Origin of the sequence: Actinomycetospora straminea (assembly GCF_028737255.1) — a bacterium.
GTDB lineage: Bacteria > Actinomycetota > Actinomycetes > Mycobacteriales > Pseudonocardiaceae > Actinomycetospora > Actinomycetospora straminea.
In genome coordinates this window covers 203,871-221,609 of record NZ_JAQZAN010000006.1, presented here as the reverse complement: position 1 = coordinate 221,609, position 17,739 = coordinate 203,871, and the positions used below count along the sequence as shown (strand labels likewise).

The window sequence follows — 17,739 nt, the reverse complement described above, 5'->3', positions numbered from 1 at the left end:
ACGCGTCAGCGGCGCCCGTGGCGGTCGGCCAGCTCCTGGTCGGTGCCGGCGCCGGCGCCGGCGCCGGTACCTGCACCGCTACCTGCGCCGGTACCTGTGCTCGCGTCGGTACCCGCGTGGGCGTCGGTGCCGCTGTCCCTGCTCGTCGGCTGCGCGTCCCAGTAGGTGCCGTCTGCGGCGTCGCGCGGGTCCTGGTCGTCGCGCCGCCGCGGCTCGAGCCCGTGGGCGCGGCGGTACTCCAGCCGCGCGAAGTAGATCCACGCGCCGATCGCCATCAGCCCGAAGATCAGCCACTGCCAGGCGTAGGAGTACGACGGGTTCGGGTCGGGCGGGGGCAGCGGGACGGCGGCGAGCACCCCGGGCTGGTCGGCGACCAGCTGGACGTAGCCCGGGCTCGTCGGGATCCCGTTGGCCGCGGTGACGGTGCCGGCGTCCGCGGCGTAGACCTGGCGCTGCCCGTCCTCGACGGTGGTCGGGCGGTTCGTCGGGCCCTCGTCGAGGCGCTGGTGACCGACGACGGTGACGACGCCCTGCGGCGGCGCCGGGATCGGCGGCAGCGCGCCCTGCGCGTCGGTGCGGACGTAGCCGCGGTCGACGAGGAGGGTCTCGCCGGTGGTCGTGACCAGCGGGGTCATCACCTCGCTGGCCGGGTGCCCCTCGACGACCCGCAGCCGGACGAGGACCTCGCCCTCGGGCCGGTAGGTCCCGGTGACCGAGACCTGGCGCCACGCCGCGTCCGCGCCCGGCGCCGTGCCCGGGGCGACGAGCTCGCCACGCGGCACGGGCGCCGTGGCCACCCCGCGGGTCAGCGCGGCGTTGACCCCGTCGCGCTCGTCGCTGCGGTGGAACTGCCAGGGCGCGAGCAGGTAGTAGCAGGCGAACGCGAAGGCGACCACCACGAGCGTCAGCGCGATCCACCCGGGTCGCAGCAGGAACCGCACGGGGTCAGGTTACGTGGGTCGTGTCGGTGCCGTGGTCGGTCCGGACCCGTGCGGACCGCGAGACCCGTGTCCCGAGGACGCGGGTCGGGCTCGCGGGTGCCCGCGGTCGGGAGGCCCCGGGTCGGGGCGGCGGACCCGTGTCCCGAGGACACGGGTCGACACCGGCACCGCGCTACCCGCCCAGGCGCGCGCAGACCGCCAGGGCCTGCCGGCCGTACCCGCCCCCGAACAGCTCGGCGTGCACGAGCAGGGGCCAGAGCTGGTGCAGGTCCACGCGGTCGCGCCAGCCGTCGGCGAGCGGGGCGGCCTCGTCGTAGGCCGCGAGGATCGTTTCGAGCTGCGGGGCGCCGAAGAGGGCGAGCATGGCCAGGTCGGTCTCGCGGTGCCCGCCGTGCGCGGCCGGGTCGATCACCCATCCCTGCCCGCCCGACCACAGCACGTTGCCCGTCCACAGGTCGCCGTGCAGGCGCGCCGGCGGCTCGGGCGGCCCGGCCACCGCGGCGAACCGGGCGCACGCCCGCTCGACGACGGCGAGGTCGTCACCCCCGAGGGCCCGCCGCGCGTGGGGGAGGACGCGGTGCTCGGCGTACCAGGATGGCCAGTCCTGGTCCGCCGAGCCGGTCACGTTCTCCATCCGGGCCCCGCCGATCCACGCCTCCACCGGCCCGCCCGGCGGCGGCGACCCGAACGCCGGCGCCCCGGCGGCGTGCAGGGCGGCGAGGCCGCGTCCGAAGCGCTCGGCGGCTCCGGCGTCCGGCGACCCCGACGGCACGCGGGTGGAGACCATCCGGCCCTCGGTCTCCCCGAGCACCTCCGGCACCCCGACCACCGCGGGCTCCGCGAGCCAGCGCAGCCCGGCCGCCTCCGCCCTGACCGCCGACGCCTCGCCGGACTTGACGACGACCTCGGTCCCGTCGTCCAGCGTCGCCATCCGCACGCCCCCGCCGCTGGACTCGGCGAGCAGGGACTCCACCGAGGTCACCGCCGCACCCGCTCCACGAGCCCGGGCATCGCGGCCTCGACCATGCCGATGACCTCGTCGAACCCGTCGGGGCCGCCGTAGTAGGGGTCGGGCACCTCGGCGCCCTCGGGGGCCTCGGGGTCGAACGCGCGCAGGAGCACGACGCGGTCGGGGTCGGCGCCGGCGGCGACGAGGTCGCGGACGTGGTCGGCGGTGGCGGCGACGAGCAGGTCGGCGCCGAGCTGCTCGTCGTCGACCTGCCGCGCGGTGTGCCGGGTCTCGTAGCCGCGGTCGCGCAGCGACGCGGCCGCGCGCCGGTCCATCGGCTCGCCGACGTGCCAGTCCCCGGTCCCGGCGCTGGTGACGGTCACCGCGTCGGCGAGGCCGGCCTCGGCCAGACGCGTCCGGAAGACGCTCTCGGCCACCGGCGAGCGGCAGATGTTGCCCGAACAGACGAAGACGACGTGCACGACCGCCATGATCCCGCGCGCCCCGACCGCTCAGGCCACCCCGTCCTCCGTCGGCACCCCCACCAGGGTCGGGGGGTCTGCCGGCACCTCGGGCCGCAGCGCGATCTCGAGCCGCCGGCCGGGCAGTTCCGTCAGGCCGACGCCGGTCACGCCGAACGCCGCGGCGATCTGGTCCCGCACCGCGACGACCTCGGCGACCGCCTGGCCGTGCCCGAGCGTCACCGGGCACGAGGGGGCGCGCCCCCGCGGGCCGGGGGAGCACCCGCCGCCCCGTCCGGGGGACCGCCCCCGCGCCGGCGCCCGCCCGCACCGGTGCATCACCGCCACGGTGGGCAGAATGGGCGGCCATGCACCCCGCCGCCGCGATCACCGTCGCCGACGCCGTCGCCGCGCTCGAGGCCGCGTACCCGCCGGCCCTGGCGCAGGACTGGGACGCGGTGGGGCTGACGGTCGGCGACCCGGCGGCCCCGGTGCACCGGGTGCTCGTGGCCGTCGACCCGCTGCCCGCGGTGGTGGACGAGGCGGTCGCGGCGGGCGTCGACCTGCTCGTCACCCACCACCCGCTGCTGCTGCGCGGGGTGCACGCGGTGGCGACGACGGCGCCGAAGGGCTCGGCGGTCCACCGGCTGATCCGCCACGACGTCGCCCTGTTCAGCGCGCACACCAACGCCGACGCGGCCAACCCGGGCGTGTCCGACGCGCTGGCCGCCGCCCTCGGCGTGACCGTCGAGCGCCCGTTGGACCCCCAGGACGACGGCAGGGTCGGCATCGGGCGTATCGGGACGCTCGCGGCGCCGGAGACGCTCGCCGCCTTCACCCGCCGCGTCGCCGACGCGCTGCCGGCGACTGCGTGGGGTGTTCGCGCCGGCGGCGACCCGCAGCGCACGGTGCGGCGCGTCGCGGTGTCCGGGGGCGCCGGCGACTCGATGCTGCACCTGGCCCGGGCGGCCGGGGTCGACGTCTACGTCACCGCCGACCTGCGCCACCACCCCGCCACCGACCACCTCGCCGAGCCCGACGCGCCGGCCCTGGTCGACGTCGCGCACTGGGCCTCCGAGCACCCCTGGTGCGCGCAGGCCGCGGACGTGCTGCGTGCGGCTGTGCCGGGGCTGGAGGTCACCGTCTCGACCGCCCGCACCGACGCCTGGAGCCTCGGTCACCCCAGCGATCCGCAGCGCGGCGGGGCCGCCGCCGACGACACCGGGCCCGAGCCCGCCGGAGCAGGAGCGATGATCTCGTGAAGGCCGACCCATCCGACCAGCGCCGCCTCCTCGACCTCGCGGCGCTCGACGCCGAGCTCGCCCGGGCCCGGCACCGGCGCAGCACCCTGCCCGAGCAGACCGCGGTGGAGGACGCCGAGAAGACCGTGCAGGGCCACCGGGACGCGGTGGTGCGGGCGCGGACCTCGGTGAGCGACCTCGGCCGCGAGGTCGCGAAGCTCGAGCAGGAGGTCACCCAGGTCCGGACCCGCGAGGAGCGCGACCGCGGGCTCATGGACTCGGGCAGCGTGTCGGCCAAGCAGATGACCGACCTGGCGCACGAGCTCGACACCCTCGCCCGCCGCCGCGGGGTGCTGGAGGACGAGCAGCTCGAGGTCATGGAGCGCCTCGACGCCGCCGAGACCGACCTCGCCCACGAGCAGGCGGGCCTCGAGGCCGCCGAGACCGCGCTCGCCGACGCCGTCGAGCGCCGCGACGGCGCGATCGGCGACCTCGACGTGCTCGAGGAGCGCCGCGGCGCCGAGCGCACGACGCTGGCCGGCCAGCTCCCGGCGGACCTCGTCGGGCTCTACGACCAGCTGCGCGCGCGGACGGGGACCGGCGCCGGCGAGCTCGTCGGGGCCCGCTGCGGGGCGTGCCGCCTGGAGATGGACCGCAGCGAGCTGCGCGACATCACCGCCGCCGCGCCGGACGACGTCGTGCGCTGCGAGCAGTGCGGGGCGATCGTGGTGCGGACGGGCAAGGGGGCCGGCGCGTGAGCACCGCCGGGTCGTGGACGGGTCGGGGGAACACCCCGCCGACCCGGGTCCTCCTGCTGCGGCACGGACAGAGCCCGCTGTCGGTCGAGCGGCGCTACTCGGGCCGTGGCGACCCCGAGCTCACCCGCCAGGGACTGGAGCAGGCCGCGGCCGCGGCGACCGCGCTCGCCGCCCGGCACGTCGGCGCCGACGGCCACATCCGCACGGTGATCAGCTCGCCGTTGCTCCGGGCACGGCAGACCGCGGACCCGGTGGCGGGCGTCCTCGGGCTCGGCGTCACCGTCGACGAGCGCCTCACCGAGACCGACTTCGGCACCTGGGAGGGCCTGACGTTCTCGGAGGCCGCCGCCCAGGACCCCGAGGTCCACCGGGCGTGGCTCTCCGACAGCGCGGTCAGCCCGCCGCGGGGCGAGAGCTTCGACGTCGTCTCCCGGCGCGTCGACGCCGCCCTCGACGACCTGCTGCGCCGCCACCCCGGCGAGACGGTGATCGTCGTCAGCCACGTGACGCCGATCAAGCTGATCCTGCGCCGGGCCCTCGACGCCGGCCCGCAGATGCTCTACCGGCTGCACCTCGACCTGGCGTGCCTGTCGGTCGTCGAGTTCTGGCCCGACGGCGGGGCGTCGGTCCGCCTGGTGAACGACACGTCCTACCTGGCCTGATCGCCGGGCTGCGGGACGCCCGCCTCGGAGCCGGGGAACCTCTCGGCGAGCACGACCTCCATCCGCACCATGACGTCGCGCTGGGCGTCGTTGTAGAGCTCGCGCAGCGCGATGCCGACGGTCTCCTTCGCGCGCCGCGGGCTCATCCGCGTGCCCGCGGTGCTGCGCAGGCCGGGGTAGGCCGTGCGCAGGGCGTGGGCGCCGGGGGCCATGCGCTCGGCGAGGTCCTGCCGGGTCGCCTCGTCGGCGTCGGCGTGCAGGTCGTCGAACTCCCTGAAGGTCGGGTCGGTCGGCGTCTCCCGGATCATGTCCGCGTAGGCCTGCAGGCTCTCGCCCCCCAGAACCCGGCTCAGCACCACGACCAGTGAGCGGTCGGCGTCGGACATCTCGGTGTCGCCGATCGGTCCGAGCTCGGGCGGGAGGTCGGCGGGCGCGTGGCGCTGCAGGATCGTCGCGAGCTCGACCCGCGCCCGCTGCAGCCGCTCGATCGTCGCCGCGAGCTCGGCGTCCAGGGTGCGCAGGGCCTGCTCGGGGTGCTCCTCGGTGTCGCCCATCTCGGCGATCTGGGCCAGCGAGAAGCCGAGCTCGGTGAGGCGCTTGATCCGCAGCACGCGCACGAGGTGGGCCACCCCGTACTGCTTGTAGCCGTTGGCCCGCCGCGCGGGCTCCTCGAGCAGGCCCACCTCGTGGTAGTGCCGCACGGCACGCAGCGTCGTGCCCGAGAGCTCCGCGAGCTGGCGGGTGCTCCACCCCATGGTCGGCTCCTCCCGGGACGTCCGCCGTTCCCCGGCCACAGGGGAAACCGTGCCGCCGCGGCACGGTCAAGGACGCTCCCCGTGTCGTGGGTCACCGACGCCCGGCCTGCGCGTGCGCCGACGGCCGGACCCTCACAACCACTCCAGCCACGCCCCGCCCGGGTGCGCCAGGCCCAGGACCTCGCCCGACGTCGAGCCGTCCCGGTGCACCGACAGGTGCCCGATGACGCCGGTGACGCCCGCGCGCGTCGCCTCGAGCGCCCGCCGCGGGACCCGCAGGTACTGGGTGCTCTCGCGGCCGTCGGCGCCCAGCGGCACGAGCGGGTCGACCGAGATCCACTCGACGTCGCGGCCGAGCTGGGCGAGCTGGCGGCGGAAGCGGGCGCGCTCGTCGGCGGTGAGGAACACGTGCACGTAGGTGTCGACGACCACGAGCAGCGCGTCGTCGGGCATCGCCGCGCAGAGGCCGGGCAGGTCGTCGGCCAGGTCGGCGCGCACCGTCGTCACCGGGTGCTCGCGGGCGACCGTGGCCGCGGCGGCGAACCGGTCGACCGCCGAGGTCTCGGGCGGGATGCAGGCGGCGAGCCAGTCGTGGACGCGCCGGTCCTCGAGGTCCAGCGGCTCGACGTCGACCCCGAGGCGCGCGGCGATCGGGGGCAGCCGGTCGGGCAGCGGGGCGGGGCGTCCGCGCAGCTCGGGGGCTATGGTCAGCGCGGCGTCGCCGGGGCCGAGGGTCCGGTCGCCGAAGCGGTAGCGGTACCGGTCGAGGTGCAGGCCGAGCCCGGCGCCGGTGCCGAGGTCGACCAGCGCGATCGGCCGGTCGGGGTCCAGGCGCTGCCCGGACAGATGACCCAGCACGGCGACGACGTCGGCGCTCCGGGCGACCTCGTTCATCTGGTAGCGGTGCTCGACGCAGAGCTGGGCGAGCTCGCCGGCGTGCTGGCGGGCGAACGCGACCAGCGCGGGGCGGAAGCCGTCGTCGAGGGGCGGCTGCCCGGTGCCGGGGAAGGGGAAGTAGCCCACCAACGGGTCGGGGCGCAGGCGCGTGACGAGGTAGCGCACGGCGGCGCTGAGCAGCAGCGGCGGCAGGCGGTCGAGCGGGACGGCCGCCGCGAGCCGGAGGAGGTCGGGCTCGCTGGCGATCGCCCGGAAGAGCTGGGCGGTCAGGGCCCACGAGGGCGGCGCGTCCGGTCCCGACCAGCCGTCCGCGATGCCCTGCGCCTGCTCGCGCACCCGGGCGCGTGCCTCCGCGTCGGGATCGGTCACGCGGAGCAGCGTGGCGAGCCGGGGGCCGGTCGCGCAACGCCACCGGCCCCCGCACCGGCCGGTCAGCCGATGGCGTCCAGCTCGGCGACGGCGTCCGCCGGCAGCTCGAGGTCGGCGGCCGCGAGGTTCTCCCGCAGGTGGGCCCGCGACGAGGTGCCGGGGATGAGCAGCATCGTCGGCGACCGCTGCAGCAGCCACGCCAGCGCCGTCTGCTGCGGCGTCGCGCCGACGCGCTCGGCGACGTTCGCCAGCGTGTCCGACTGCAGCGGGGTGAAGCCGCCCAGCGGGAAGAACGAGGTGTAGGCGATGCCCTCGGCGGCGCAGTGGTCGACGAGCTCGTCGTCGGTGCGGTGCACGAGGTTGTAGTGGTTCTGCACGCACACCACCGGGGCGATCTCCCGGGCCTCGGCGAGCTGCTCGGGGGAGACGTTGCTGACCCCGAGGTGGCGGATCAGGCCCTGCTCGCGCAGCTCGGCCAGGGTGCGGAACGCCTCGGTGAGGGACTCGCCGTGGTCGTCGGAGACCCGCAGGTTGACCACGTCGAGGGCCTCGAGGCCGAGCCGGTCGAGGTTCTCGTGCACCTCGCGGCGCAGCTCCTCGGGCGAGGTGTCGAGGTTCCACGAACCGTCCTCGCCGCGCCGGCAGCCGACCTTGGTGACGATCCGCAGGTCCGCGGGGTACGGGTGCAGGGCCTCGCGGAGGATCTCGTTGACGATGAACGGGCCGTAGTAGTCGCTGGTGTCGATGTGCGTGACGCCGCGGTCGACGGCCTCGCGCAGGACGGCGATCGCCTCGTCGCGGTCGCGCGGCGGACCCATGACGCCGGGGCCCGCGAGCTGCATGGTGCCGTAGCCCATCCGGGTCAGGACGAGGTCGTCGGCGAGCGCGAGGCGGTCGGTCAGTGCGGGGGTGGTCATGGCTCCTACCTTGGTCACGGGGCCGGTGGTCGGGGAGCGACGGATCGTCCTGGTAACCCGCGTACCCCCCACGGCGCCGTGCCGAAGCGGATGATCGCGGTGTGAGCACCGGAGAGCTGGCTGAGCTGGCCAGGTCCCTGCGGACCTGGCGCGACCGCACCGACCCGGCCGAGGTCGGGATGGCGGTCAACGCGCCGCGGCGCGCGCCGGGCCTGCGCCGCGAGGAGCTGGCGCTGCTCGCCGGCATCTCCATCGACTACGTCGTGCGCCTCGAGCAGGGCCGGACCCGCACGCCGTCGGCGCAGGTGTGCGCGTCGCTGGCCCGGGCGCTGCGCCTGTCCGACGCCGAGCAGGCGCACCTGTTCCGGCTCGCCGGCCACGCCCCCGACCGCGGCCGCATCTCGCGGCGCGTCCCCGCCGGCGTGCGCCGCATCGTCGACGCGCTGCACGACAGCCCCGTCGGCGTCCTCGACGCGACCTGGACCCTGATCGCCTGGAACCCGCTCTACGCCGCGCTCATGGGCGACCCGTCCGCGCTCGACCTCGGCGGGCGCAGCACCCTGCGGCGCATGTTCACGCGGGGCGAGGCGATGGACCGGGTGCGCCACACGCCCGAGGAGCGCGACGCCCTGGCGCGCTCCCTGGTCGCCGACCTGCGCGGCAGCACCAGCCGCTACCCCCACGACCCGGAGCTGTCGGCGCTCGTCGCGGACCTCTACGCCACGAGCGCGGAGTTCGCCGAGCTCTGGGACTCGGGTGTCGTCGCCGGACACCACCAGAGCCACAAGGTCGTCGAGCACCCCGAGGTCGGCGAGGTCGAGCTCGAGTGCGACACGCTGACCACCGCCGAGGACGACCTGCGCCTGCTCGTCTTCACGCCCACCCCGGGCAGCGACGCCCGCGGCCGCCTGGACCTGCTGGCGACGCTGGGCACGCAGTCGATGCACGTCAGCCCGTCACCGCGAGGCTGAGCCAGAGCGCGGCCGTCCCGGCGACGACGCCGAGCGGGACGGTCGGGAGCCCCGCCACCGTGAACGTCCCCAGCGAGGCGGGGACGCCGCGCACCGCGAGCACCCGCCGCCACAGGAGGGTCGCGAGCGAGCCGACGGGGGTGAGGTTCGGGCCGACGTTGACCCCGATGAGCACCGCGAGCACGGCGCCGACCGCGGGCGTCGGTCCCAGCGCGGCGAGCAGGACGAGGGTCGCCGGCAGGTTGTTGACGAGGTTCGCGAGCACCGCCGCGATCAGCGCGAGCCCGAGCAGGGCGCCGAACGAGGTCCCGGTCGGCAGGAGGCCCGCGACCACGGCGCCGAGGCCCCGATCGGTCACCGCGGCGACGACCACCCCCAGGGCGAGGACGAACAGGCAGAACAGGGGTGACGCCGAGGCGACGACGTCCCGCACGCGCGTGCGGCGGGTGAGCAGGGTGCGCGTCGCCAGCGCCGCCGCGCCCACCACGGCGACCCACACCGGCTCGATCCCCAGCGGCGAGGCGGCGGCGAAGCCCAGCAGCGTCGCCGCCAGCACGGCGAGAGCGACGCGGGGGGCCGGGGCCTCCTCCTCGATCTCGGCGGGTCGGGCGGCGGGCGTGGCGAGGTCGCCCCGGAAGGTCAGCCGGAGCCCCAGGTACTCGACGGCCAGCACCGCGAGCTGCGGCAGCGCCATGAGCCCGGCGAAGCCGAGGAACGTCAGGCCGCTCGCCCGCAGCGCCAGGAGGTTGGTGAGGTTCGCGACGGGCAGCAGCAGCGAGCCGCTGTTGGCGAGGTGCGCGCACGCGAAGGCGTGCGGTGCCGGGCGCGCACCGAGGCGCCGGGCGGTGTCGAGGACGACCGGGGTCAGCAGGACGACGGTGGCGTCGAGGCTCAGGACGGCGGTCGTCGCCGTCGCGGCGAGGACGACGAGGGCGAAGAGGCGCTGCGTGCTCCCCGCCGCGTGGTGGGCGAGCAGGCCGCCGGCCCAGCGGAACACGCCCTCGGCGTCGGCGAGGTGGGCCAGCACGAGCACCGCGGCGAGGAACCCGACCGTCGGGCCGAGCTCGCGGACCTCGTCCCACGCCTGCTGCGGCGCGAGCAGCCCGGTCACGAGGACGATCACCGCGGCCGGCACCGCGGCGGTCGCCTCGGGCAGGTTGCGGGGGCGGGTGACGGCCCCGACGAGGACGACGGTCAGCAGGCCGACGGCGACGACGGTCACGTCACCGCAGGAACAGGTAGATCGCGACCGCGACGCCGAGCACCACGACGCTCCAGCGCAGCACGCCGTCGGGCATCTTCTTGGCGACCGTCATGCCGAGGAAGCCACCGAGCAGCGTGGTCGGTGCGAGCAGCAGCACGGCGAGCCAGTCGACGGGGGCGAAGAACGCGAAGAGCACCACGGTCACCGTGCTCGTCACCAGCGAGAGCAGGACCTTGACCGCGTTGAGCCGCTGCAGCGTGTCGTGGGCGAGCAGCGAGAGCACCGCGATGAGCACCACGCCCAGCGCGCCGCCGAAGTAGCCGCCATAGACCGCGGCGAGGAAGATCGTCGGGAGCAGGACCTTGGGGTTGTCGGCGGTGCGCTCGGTGCGCCCGGTCCACTGCTTGATCCAGGGCTGCGCGCCGAGGGTCAGGCTCGCGAGCAGGACGAGCACGGGGACGACGGCGTCGAACACCGACTGCGGCAGGATCAGCAGCAGCGCACACCCCAGCGCCGAGCCGAGGGCGGCGGCGATGCTGGTCCCGATCAGCCGCCGGCGCTGTCTCCTCAGGTCCTTCCGCGCGGTGACCGTGGAGCCCGCGTAGCCGGGCCACTGCGCCACCGAGTTCGTGACGTTGGCGGGCAGCGGCGGCATGCCCGTGGCCAGCAGCGCGGGGAAGACGATGAGCGACCCGCCGCCGGCGATGGCGTTGACCGCGCCGGCCAGGAGCCCGAGAGCCGCCAGCAGCACGATCTGGAGCATCGACGGGTCCGACACGATGCGCGACGCTAACGGTCGGGGCGACCCGTGTCCTGGGGACACGGGTCGGCGGTCGTGACCCGCGACGGGCACCGTCCGCGTGATCGACAGGTGCCGACGCCTGCGGACGGTGCCCCTCGTCGCGTCTGTACGATTCCGGGTGCGGACGAGCCGGCCGGGCGACCGCGGCGGCCCCACGAGGGCCGTCGAGGAAAGTCCGGACTCCACAGGGCAGGGTGGTTGCCAACAGCAACCCGGGGTGACCCGCGGGACAGTGCCACAGAGAACAGACCGCCATCGCGACCGCGGTGGTGAGGGTGAAACGGTGGTGTAAGAGACCACCAGCGTCCTGGGTGACCAGGACGGCTCGGTAAACCCCACCCGGAGCAAGGTCAAGAAGGTCGGTCCGCGAGGACCGGCCGCGCAGGTCGTCCGAGGGCTGCCCGCCCGAGACCTGCGGGTAGACCGCTGGAGCCCGCCGGCGACGGCGGGCCGAGATGGATGGTCGCCACCCACGCTCCCGCGAGGGACGTGGGCACAGGATCCGGCTTACAGGCCGACTCGTCCGCCCCACATCCCGTGACCTGCACGTTCCCGTCATCCGAATGTTGGGTTTCGGTGGGGATGTGGGCGGGCCGAGCCGTCGTCACACGCCCTGGAGCTGTATCTGGCCGAACGCGACGGCGTGGGGGACGCCGAGCGCCGGTCCGGCCATCGCCGTCATGTCGTGCACGAACCTCTCGGGATTGAAGTCGCGACCCAGCCCACGCAGGTAGGCCTCGTGCGCACGGAGCGAAGCGACCCCGGGTCCGAGGGCGTCGGTGACGTCGACACCGTGGGTCGGCGTGCTGGAGCCCATCACGTAGACGTGGCGCACCCCGTCCCACGGCGCGTAGCCCTCGTCGATCAGCTCCGGGAAGATCCACCGGTTGCCGGCGTCTCGGGCGGCGTCGAGTACGGCCACGCCGACGGCCCGATGATCGGCCTGGTTCAGGATCTGCTGCCCCGGGCCCATGCCGTAGGTCAGCTCGAAGGTCGCGGTGACCAGCACGTCCGGGCGGAACCGACGAATCTCGCGGGCGATGTCGCGACGCAGGTCCAGGCCACCCTCGACGACACCATCGCGGTGTCCGAGGAACGCCACGTCGTCGACCCCGACGAGCGCGGCGCTCGCGACCTGCTCCTTCTGCCGTACGGGCCCCGCCTCGGTCGGGTCGAGTCCGTCGATGCCGGCCTCGCCGTCGGTGACCATCACGTAGGCGACCGACCGGCCGGCCCGGGTCCAGCGCGCGATCGCGCTGGCCGCGCCGTACTCGAGGTCATCGGGATGGGCGACGACGGCCATCGCCCGACGCCAGTCCTCCGGCATGACCTGCAGTTGTCCGTTCATCGCGGCACCTCCGAACGTCGTGTGACGTCGGTGCTGACGACGAACCCTCGGGAAGGACGCAGCTGCGTCCCTCGCCCGGTCCTGCCGTCAGTAGGGGTGACACCGAGGCGACGGAAGCCATCAGGGCGACCGGCCGGGTGCCGCGAGATCACCAGGAGGACCGACCATGTCCACCACCCGCGTCCAGCTCGCGCTCAACGTCACCGACATCGAGGCCGCGACCACCTTCTACGAGGCGATGTTCGGCGTGCCGCCGCACAAGCAGCGCGAGGGCTACGCGAACTTCGCGATCGAGGACCCGCCGCTCAAGCTGGTGCTGATCGAGAAGCCGGGGGAGGGCGAGCACCTCAACCACCTCGGGGTCGAGGCCGACACCCCCGGAGACGTGACCGCGGCGCTGGCGCGCTTCCGCGAGGCAGGGCTCGAGGCGACGCTGGCCGAGCACGATGTGTGCTGCCACGCGGCGCAGGACAAGGTGTTCGTCACCGCTCCGGACACGCCCACCGGTTGGTGGGAGTACTACGCCGTCACCGACGACTCGGCGGTCAACCCCGAGGGGGAATCGACGTCGGTGTGTGCGGTCGCGTGCGAGGCCAAGGCCGCCGCCGTCGGCGGGACGTGCTGCACCTGACGGCGCCAGGTCGGGTCCCGCCGTCAGCGGGACCCGACCTGGGGCTCACCCACACCGGCAACCGGTCGGCCGTGCGTAGTCCATCGGCGTGCCCTGCGCGTCGAGGGTCAGCTCGCAGCACTGACCGAGCAATTCCGCGAGCCGGCGTCGGCCACGCTGCACCCGCGACTTCATCCCCGAGACCGAGACGCCCTCGCGGCCCGCGGCGTCCACCTGGGTCAGCCCTTCCAGGTCGGTCAGTTCCAGCGCTCGGCGCTGCTCCGGCGGCAGTCCCTCGAGCAGCGGCCGCATGCACGCTGCGAGTTCCCGGAGCACCGTCGGCTCGTCCTCGGAGCCCGCCTCGCCGGCGAGCTCGGCGGCGTCGTCGGGCAAGGTGCGCTCCCGCGCCTGTTCACGCTCGGCCCTCCGGTACTCGTCGATGATCGCGTTGCGCGTGATCCGGTAGACCCACCGCGTCAGGTGCTCGTCGTCCTCGACCCGACCGAGTCCGCGGTGGATGCGCAGCACGATCTCGCCGAGAACGTCTTCGGCGCGCTGCGGATCGGCGACCCGCCGATGCACGAAGGCGCGCAGCTGGGAGCCGAACTCCCTCCAGACGTCCTCGCTCGTCCGGCTGCCCGGACCGACCACGGACTGGTGCGTTGATGCTGTCACGCCGACCCCCACGTGGGTGCGGGATAGAGATGGACAGTCCCACAGACGGCAGGCCAGTCGAAAGGACGCAGCACGGCCCGGGGGCTACGTCGCCACCGCCGCCGAGCTGGGTCCAGCAGCTCCGGCCTGCACCCGTGTCGAGGGGCCGGCGCCCCGCGAGGTCTCTCGTCCGGGTCACTGTCGGCACTACGCTCCCGCCGATGGGGTTGGTGTTCGACACCGTCGCCGGCGACCTCCCGCTGGCCCGGCGCGTCTGGTCGGCGAGCTGCGACGCCCCGACCGCGTTCACCTCGGGGGTCAAGGGCTCCTCGATGATCGTCATCGCGCGGAGCGGTGACGGGCTGGGCGTGCACCTGCGCGGACCGGAGACACGGGCCACGCGGATGACCTGCCCCGCGGACTGCGCGTTCTTCGGCGTCGACCTGCAGCTCGGCGCCTACCTGCCGATGTTCCCGCCGTCCGGGCTGACCGACCTGAACGACGCGCTGCTGCCGACGTCGTCCGGCGGCCGGATCCTGCTCGACGGGCGGGACTGGGAGATGCCGACCGAGCAGAACGTCGACGTCTTCCTCGAGCGGCTCGTGCGCGTGGGCCTGTTGTCGTTCGATCCGCTCGTCGACGCCATCCGCCACGGCGACCGGCCACGGGCGATGTCCCAGCGGACGGCGCAGCTGCGGTTCCGCCGGGCGGTCGGCATCTCCCGCCGCAAGCTCGCGAGCATCGAGCAGGCCCAGCGCGCCGCGCAGCTCCTCGCCGCGGGCGCGGCGATCGGCGACGTCGTCGCCGCCGGTGGCTACTACGACCAGCCCCAGCTGGCCCGGGCGATGCGGTGGGCGACCGGCCACACGCCGGCCGAGCTGCGCTCCGGCGTGCCCTTCCTCGCGTTCTGACTGCCGGCCGGCGTTCGGTTCGGTACAAGACGGCCGGCTCCCGCCGCTGCTTGGCTCCGGCCATGCGCAGACTGATCGAGTTCGACCATCTGTCGATCGACGGGATGGCCTCCGGCGACGCCTTCTGGGGCGCCCAGTTGACGCTCGCGCCGGGCGACGACCACCTCGAGTACCAGTTCCGGCTCCTGGCGGACGTCGTCGGGCTCGTGCTCGGGCGCGAGACCTACGAGGGCTTCGCCGCGACGTGGCCGACCAGGAGCGGCGGTCTCGCCGACACGCTCAACGCCCTGCCCAAGCACGTCGCCTCCACGACGCTGACCGAGACCACCTGGAACGCGCAGGTGCTCGACGGCGACGCCGTCGAGGCCGTCGCGCGGCTCAAGGAGTCCGGCGACGGCGCGTTGCTGAAGTACGGCAACGGCCCGTTCAGCCGCGCGCTCGTCGAGGCGGGCCTGCTGGACGAGCTGCACGTGAGCATCTCCCCGTTCGTCGCGGGGTCCGGCGAGTCGCTGCTGTCGGGCATCGGCACGACGGGGATGCAGCTCACCGGGGTCACCGAGATGCGGAGCGGCGCGGTGGTGCTGGCCTTCGCCCCGCGGCGGTGACCGGGCGACGTGGCGGCGGACCGTGTCCGCCCACAGCGAGATCGCCACCGCCGGCGCGCGCCGTCGTCCACGATCACCCCGGACCGCGGACACCGAGGAGGACCCCGTGGCACGCACCGAGGTCGTCGTCGACACCCTCGACGGGCCCTGCCGCACGACCCTGCACACCCCGCCGACGGGCGGGCCCCGGCCGGGCGTCCTCTGCTATCCCGACGCCGGCGGGGTGCGGGAGACCTTCGCCGCGATGGCCGACCGGCTCGCCGCCCTCGGCTTCGCCGTCCTGCTGCCCGACATCTACCACCGCACCCCCTACGCGCCGTTCGACACGACGACGCTGTTCGGCGACCCGGAGGAGTTCGCCCGCCTCACCGCGCTGACGCGGACGCTGACGCCGGAGATGGTGGTCGCCGACGCGGGCGCGCTCCTCGCGGCGCTCGCCGCCCGTCCCGAGGTCGCGGACGGCGGGCTGGGCGTCGTCGGGTACTGCTTCGGCGGCGCGATGGCGCTGCGCGCCGCCGCGCACCACCCCGCGCGTGTGGCGGCGGCCATGACGGTGCACGGCGGGGGCCTCGCCGCCGACGACGACCCGGCGAGCCCCCACCACGTCGTCGACCGCATCCGCGCCGCGGTCCACGTCGCCGCGGCCACCGACGACCCCGCGTTCGACGACGAGCAGCACCGCCGGCTGCGCGCGGCGTTCGACGTCGCTGGCGTGCGGGCCACCATCGAGACCGTCCCCGCCGCCCACGGCTTCGCGGTGCCCGACAACCCGACCCACGACGACGCGGCCGACCTCCGGCACCGCGAGACGCTCGCGGCGTTCCTCGGCGAGCACCTCGGGGCGTGAGGCCGGCACTCCTTGATCGTCGTCCCCGCGGGCGCTTACGCTCCGTGGTCGAGTCGGGGCTGACGTCGAGGGGGAGACCCATGGCCACACCGGACCGGCCGCAGCCACCGGCCACGCCGAACGCTCCGAGTCCCGTCCCGGACGCGAACGCCCGGTGGCGCTACGGGCTCATCGTCGTCGTGGTGGCCATCGCCGCCATCGTGCTGATCTTCCTGATCGCCGCGCTGCGCTACCCGACGGCATCCGACGGGGTGGCCCTGGTGTCGTCGGTGGCCACGGCGATCAGCACGCTCGCCGCCGCCTACTTCGGCATCCAGGTCGGCTCCGCGGGCAAGGAGCAGGCCGAGCAGAAGAAGGACGAGGCCAAGGACGTGGCCATCGCGCTCGCGGCCGACGCCCCGCCGAACAGCGAGGTCGCCAAGACGCTCGTGCGCCGCCACGCCTTCGGCGACGACCCGGGGGCTCCCGGCGCGTGAGCGCGCCCCGACGCCTCAGCCCGGCCCGTGCGGGTGGGCGAGGTCGTAGGCGCGGGTGAGTTTCTTCGGCACCACCATGCGCCAGGCGTCGACGACAAACTCGCGCGCCTCGACCGGGTCGAGGGTGGCGAGGTCGGCCTCGACCCAGTGGAACCGCAGCTCCGAGGCCCGCGGCAGGCGGAAGCGGTCGGGCTGGGCCGCCACGAGGGCCGCCCGCTCCTCCTTCGGGAAGGCGAAGCCCATCACCGTCTCGTCGAGGGAGAACGCGACGTAGACGATCTGCCCGACGCGGAACTTCAGGCAGCGCCGGACGTGGACCGGGTACGAGCGCTCCAGGGACGAGCCCAGCGACAGCACGTCCTCGATCGTCGCCACGCTGCGCGGGATCACACGTGGACCGCGACCTCACCCTGCATGATCTTCGGCGGGTTCGGGAGCACGTGGCCCAGCCCGAGCTCGCCGATCAGCTTCGTGGCCGCACGGGTCGATTCCTCGGCCCCGCTGCGGTCGGCGAACACGCTGATGGTGACGAGGCTGCGGCGGCCGGTGTCGACGAGGTAGTACGCGACGAAGCCCTCGATGCCGGTCATCAGCTCCCGCAGCCGCTCTTCATGCCCCTGGATCTGCTCGACGACGTCCTGGGCTTCGTCCTCGTAGTAGCGGACGGTCGTGTACATGGAGGTTCTCCTTCCTCGATGGCGCCGAGCAGGCGGGGGTCGGGGCAGGATGAGGCCACGTTGCGTCGTCCGGCACCCCCGTACGGGCGACAGCGGGCCCGTCACGTCTCGACGCTCGCGGCGGCGGTGTCGCCGGCCTCGACCAGCGCGCTGACCCGCTCGAAGCCGGCGCGGATCATCGCGCCGTACCCGTCGTCGGGCAGGTCCGGGAGCCGCTCGCGGGCGGCGGCGACGTGGCGCCGTGCCGCGTCGAGGTCGCCGAGCCGGCGGTGGACGTCGGCCAGGTTGAGGTGCAGCGACGGGTAGAACCCCGCCACCGCGAGCGAGGCGTGGTACTGCTGAGCGCGCTCGTCGGTGACCTCCTCGGCCGCCGCCAGCGCCCGCTCGTCCCACGCGAGCTCCGACGCCGGGTCGTCCTGCACGTCGGCGGCGAAGTGGGCGAGGACGACGCGGTGGAAGGGGTCGCCGTCCGCGCCGACCTCCTCCCAGAGGGCCTCGAGCCCGGCACGGGCGCCCGTCGGGTCGCCCGCGTGACCCTGCTCGATCGCGGCGGTGATGCGGTCCATCACCGGGTCGTCCGTGTCGGTCTCCTCGGTCATCGGCGCCTCCTCCGGTCGTCGTCGAGGACGGTAGGACGGGGCACCGACAGCGGGCAGGATGGCGTGGACCGCAGCCGCTCGACAG

At 74.9% G+C, this 17,739-nt stretch carries 23 protein-coding genes and 1 other RNA gene; 10 read left to right on the top strand and 14 right to left on the bottom strand.

The annotated features are described in order from the left end of the window. Window positions 1-5: 5 nt before the first annotated feature. The 4 genes from PH190_RS11325 to PH190_RS11310 form a co-directional block, all read right to left on the bottom strand. A complete protein-coding gene (locus tag PH190_RS11325; RefSeq protein ID WP_274231605.1) occupies window positions 6-941 on the bottom strand; it encodes an SURF1 family cytochrome oxidase biogenesis protein in 936 nt (311 codons plus the stop codon). A 172-nt stretch (window positions 942-1,113) separates the two neighbouring features. Further along, entirely contained in the window at window positions 1,114-1,872 is a 759-nt protein-coding gene (locus PH190_RS11320) for a fructosamine kinase family protein (protein WP_274231652.1), read from the bottom strand. A gap of 47 nt (window positions 1,873-1,919) precedes the next feature. Beyond that, the gene (locus PH190_RS11315) at window positions 1,920-2,381 is read right to left on the bottom strand and encodes a low molecular weight protein-tyrosine-phosphatase (protein ID WP_274231604.1); all 462 of its coding nucleotides are present in this window, start codon (window positions 2,379-2,381) and stop codon (window positions 1,920-1,922) included. A 21-nt stretch (window positions 2,382-2,402) separates the two neighbouring features. After that, a complete protein-coding gene (locus PH190_RS11310) occupies window positions 2,403-2,594 on the bottom strand; it encodes a hypothetical protein (RefSeq protein WP_274231603.1) in 192 nt (63 codons plus the stop codon). Window positions 2,595-2,719: 125 nt separating this feature from the next. Here PH190_RS11310 and PH190_RS11305 point away from each other — a divergent pair, with 125 nt between their 5' ends. Genes PH190_RS11305 through PH190_RS11295 form a run of 3 tightly spaced genes read left to right on the top strand, consistent with a single transcriptional unit; the run spans window position 2,720 to window position 5,012 of the window. Beyond that, window positions 2,720-3,613, top strand: coding sequence for a Nif3-like dinuclear metal center hexameric protein (locus PH190_RS11305; protein ID WP_274231602.1), 894 nt, complete (start codon window positions 2,720-2,722; stop codon window positions 3,611-3,613). Then, a complete protein-coding gene (locus PH190_RS11300; RefSeq protein ID WP_274231601.1) occupies window positions 3,610-4,350 on the top strand; it encodes a zinc ribbon domain-containing protein in 741 nt (246 codons plus the stop codon). The genes PH190_RS11305 and PH190_RS11300 overlap by 4 nt, the downstream gene beginning before the upstream one ends. Beyond that, the gene (locus tag PH190_RS11295; RefSeq protein ID WP_420791627.1) at window positions 4,347-5,012 is read left to right on the top strand and encodes a histidine phosphatase family protein; all 666 of its coding nucleotides are present in this window, start codon (window positions 4,347-4,349) and stop codon (window positions 5,010-5,012) included. The genes PH190_RS11300 and PH190_RS11295 overlap by 4 nt, the downstream gene beginning before the upstream one ends. On the opposite strand, the gene PH190_RS11290 is transcribed toward PH190_RS11295, so the two are convergent. From PH190_RS11290 to PH190_RS11280, 3 genes are all read right to left on the bottom strand, one after another. Next, on the bottom strand, window positions 5,000-5,767 hold the full coding sequence (locus PH190_RS11290; RefSeq protein ID WP_274231600.1) for a MerR family transcriptional regulator: 768 nt from the start codon (window positions 5,765-5,767) through the stop codon (window positions 5,000-5,002). The genes PH190_RS11295 and PH190_RS11290 overlap by 13 nt on opposite strands. Window positions 5,768-5,899: 132 nt before the next feature. Continuing rightward, window positions 5,900-7,033, bottom strand: coding sequence for a DUF2332 domain-containing protein (locus PH190_RS11285; protein WP_274231599.1), 1,134 nt, complete (start codon window positions 7,031-7,033; stop codon window positions 5,900-5,902). 62 nt (window positions 7,034-7,095) lie between these two features. Further along, a complete protein-coding gene (locus tag PH190_RS11280; protein WP_274231598.1) occupies window positions 7,096-7,950 on the bottom strand; it encodes an oxidoreductase in 855 nt (284 codons plus the stop codon). A 101-nt stretch (window positions 7,951-8,051) separates the two neighbouring features. On the opposite strand from PH190_RS11280, the gene PH190_RS11275 reads away from it, so the two are divergent. Then, entirely contained in the window at window positions 8,052-8,921 is an 870-nt protein-coding gene (locus PH190_RS11275) for a helix-turn-helix domain-containing protein (RefSeq protein ID WP_274231597.1), read from the top strand. On the opposite strand, the gene PH190_RS11270 is transcribed toward PH190_RS11275, so the two are convergent. Together PH190_RS11270 and PH190_RS11265 are read right to left on the bottom strand one after the other, a co-directional pair. Then, window positions 8,899-10,143, bottom strand: coding sequence for an ArsB/NhaD family transporter (locus PH190_RS11270; RefSeq protein WP_274231596.1), 1,245 nt, complete (start codon window positions 10,141-10,143; stop codon window positions 8,899-8,901). The two genes, PH190_RS11275 and PH190_RS11270, sit on opposite strands and share 23 nt — an antisense overlap. 1 nt (window position 10,144) lies before the next feature. Further along, window positions 10,145-10,903: a sulfite exporter TauE/SafE family protein gene (locus PH190_RS11265; RefSeq protein WP_274231595.1), complete on the bottom strand. Its 759-nt coding sequence runs from the start codon at window positions 10,901-10,903 to the stop codon at window positions 10,145-10,147. Window positions 10,904-11,052: 149 nt separating this feature from the next. On the opposite strand from PH190_RS11265, the gene rnpB reads away from it, so the two are divergent. Then, window positions 11,053-11,453, top strand: an RNA gene (rnpB, locus tag PH190_RS11260) — RNase P RNA component class A. A 78-nt stretch (window positions 11,454-11,531) separates the two neighbouring features. On the opposite strand, the gene PH190_RS11255 is transcribed toward rnpB, so the two are convergent. After that, on the bottom strand, window positions 11,532-12,275 hold the full coding sequence (locus tag PH190_RS11255) for a PIG-L deacetylase family protein (protein WP_274231594.1): 744 nt from the start codon (window positions 12,273-12,275) through the stop codon (window positions 11,532-11,534). A 166-nt stretch (window positions 12,276-12,441) separates the two neighbouring features. Between PH190_RS11255 and PH190_RS11250 the strand changes: the two genes are divergently transcribed. Next, entirely contained in the window at window positions 12,442-12,906 is a 465-nt protein-coding gene (locus PH190_RS11250) for an ArsI/CadI family heavy metal resistance metalloenzyme (protein WP_274231593.1), read from the top strand. 45 nt (window positions 12,907-12,951) lie between these two features. Here PH190_RS11250 and PH190_RS11245 read toward each other — a convergent pair whose 3' ends face one another. After that, entirely contained in the window at window positions 12,952-13,572 is a 621-nt protein-coding gene (locus PH190_RS11245) for a sigma-70 family RNA polymerase sigma factor (protein WP_274231592.1), read from the bottom strand. Window positions 13,573-13,760: 188 nt separating this feature from the next. Here PH190_RS11245 and PH190_RS11240 point away from each other — a divergent pair, with 188 nt between their 5' ends. The 4 genes from PH190_RS11240 (at window position 13,761) to PH190_RS11225 (ending at window position 16,378) form a co-directional block, all read left to right on the top strand. Next, window positions 13,761-14,450, top strand: coding sequence for a helix-turn-helix domain-containing protein (locus PH190_RS11240; RefSeq protein ID WP_274231591.1), 690 nt, complete (start codon window positions 13,761-13,763; stop codon window positions 14,448-14,450). A gap of 62 nt (window positions 14,451-14,512) precedes the next feature. Further along, window positions 14,513-15,055 (top strand): dihydrofolate reductase family protein, encoded by a 543-nt coding sequence (locus PH190_RS11235; RefSeq protein WP_274231590.1) that lies wholly within the window; start codon window positions 14,513-14,515, stop codon window positions 15,053-15,055. 106 nt (window positions 15,056-15,161) lie between these two features. Continuing rightward, the gene (locus PH190_RS11230) at window positions 15,162-15,902 is read left to right on the top strand and encodes a dienelactone hydrolase family protein (protein ID WP_274231589.1); all 741 of its coding nucleotides are present in this window, start codon (window positions 15,162-15,164) and stop codon (window positions 15,900-15,902) included. An 80-nt stretch (window positions 15,903-15,982) separates the two neighbouring features. After that, entirely contained in the window at window positions 15,983-16,378 is a 396-nt protein-coding gene (locus tag PH190_RS11225) for a hypothetical protein (RefSeq protein ID WP_274231588.1), read from the top strand. A gap of 15 nt (window positions 16,379-16,393) precedes the next feature. Here the strand turns inward: PH190_RS11225 and PH190_RS11220 are convergent, their stop codons facing one another. The 3 genes from PH190_RS11220 to PH190_RS11210 all read right to left on the bottom strand — a co-directional run bounded on the left by PH190_RS11220 (window position 16,394) and on the right by PH190_RS11210 (window position 17,654). Further along, the gene (locus PH190_RS11220; protein WP_274231587.1) at window positions 16,394-16,753 is read right to left on the bottom strand and encodes an MmcQ/YjbR family DNA-binding protein; all 360 of its coding nucleotides are present in this window, start codon (window positions 16,751-16,753) and stop codon (window positions 16,394-16,396) included. Window positions 16,754-16,764: 11 nt separating this feature from the next. Further along, the gene (locus PH190_RS11215) at window positions 16,765-17,055 is read right to left on the bottom strand and encodes a hypothetical protein (protein WP_274231586.1); all 291 of its coding nucleotides are present in this window, start codon (window positions 17,053-17,055) and stop codon (window positions 16,765-16,767) included. Window positions 17,056-17,156: 101 nt separating this feature from the next. Further along, on the bottom strand, window positions 17,157-17,654 hold the full coding sequence (locus tag PH190_RS11210; protein WP_274231585.1) for a hypothetical protein: 498 nt from the start codon (window positions 17,652-17,654) through the stop codon (window positions 17,157-17,159). Between the last annotated feature and the right edge of the window lie 85 nt (window positions 17,655-17,739).

Coding starts and splice junctions, on each gene's coding strand:
- PH190_RS11280 (WP_274231598.1), bottom strand. CDS start 7,950: ATGACCACCCCCGCACTGACCGACCGCCTCGCGCTCGCCGACGACCTC.
- PH190_RS11255 (WP_274231594.1), bottom strand. CDS start 12,275: ATGAACGGACAACTGCAGGTCATGCCGGAGGACTGGCGTCGGGCGATG.
- PH190_RS11305 (WP_274231602.1), top strand. CDS start 2,720: ATGCACCCCGCCGCCGCGATCACCGTCGCCGACGCCGTCGCCGCGCTC.
- PH190_RS11215 (WP_274231586.1), bottom strand. CDS start 17,055: ATGTACACGACCGTCCGCTACTACGAGGACGAAGCCCAGGACGTCGTC.
- PH190_RS11225 (WP_274231588.1), top strand. CDS start 15,983: ATGGCCACACCGGACCGGCCGCAGCCACCGGCCACGCCGAACGCTCCG.
- PH190_RS11240 (WP_274231591.1), top strand. CDS start 13,761: ATGGGGTTGGTGTTCGACACCGTCGCCGGCGACCTCCCGCTGGCCCGG.
- PH190_RS11320 (WP_274231652.1), bottom strand. CDS start 1,872: ATGGCGACGCTGGACGACGGGACCGAGGTCGTCGTCAAGTCCGGCGAG.
- PH190_RS11210 (WP_274231585.1), bottom strand. CDS start 17,654: ATGACCGAGGAGACCGACACGGACGACCCGGTGATGGACCGCATCACC.
- PH190_RS11235 (WP_274231590.1), top strand. CDS start 14,513: ATGCGCAGACTGATCGAGTTCGACCATCTGTCGATCGACGGGATGGCC.
- PH190_RS11250 (WP_274231593.1), top strand. CDS start 12,442: ATGTCCACCACCCGCGTCCAGCTCGCGCTCAACGTCACCGACATCGAG.
- PH190_RS11315 (WP_274231604.1), bottom strand. CDS start 2,381: ATGGCGGTCGTGCACGTCGTCTTCGTCTGTTCGGGCAACATCTGCCGC.
- PH190_RS11290 (WP_274231600.1), bottom strand. CDS start 5,767: ATGGGGTGGAGCACCCGCCAGCTCGCGGAGCTCTCGGGCACGACGCTG.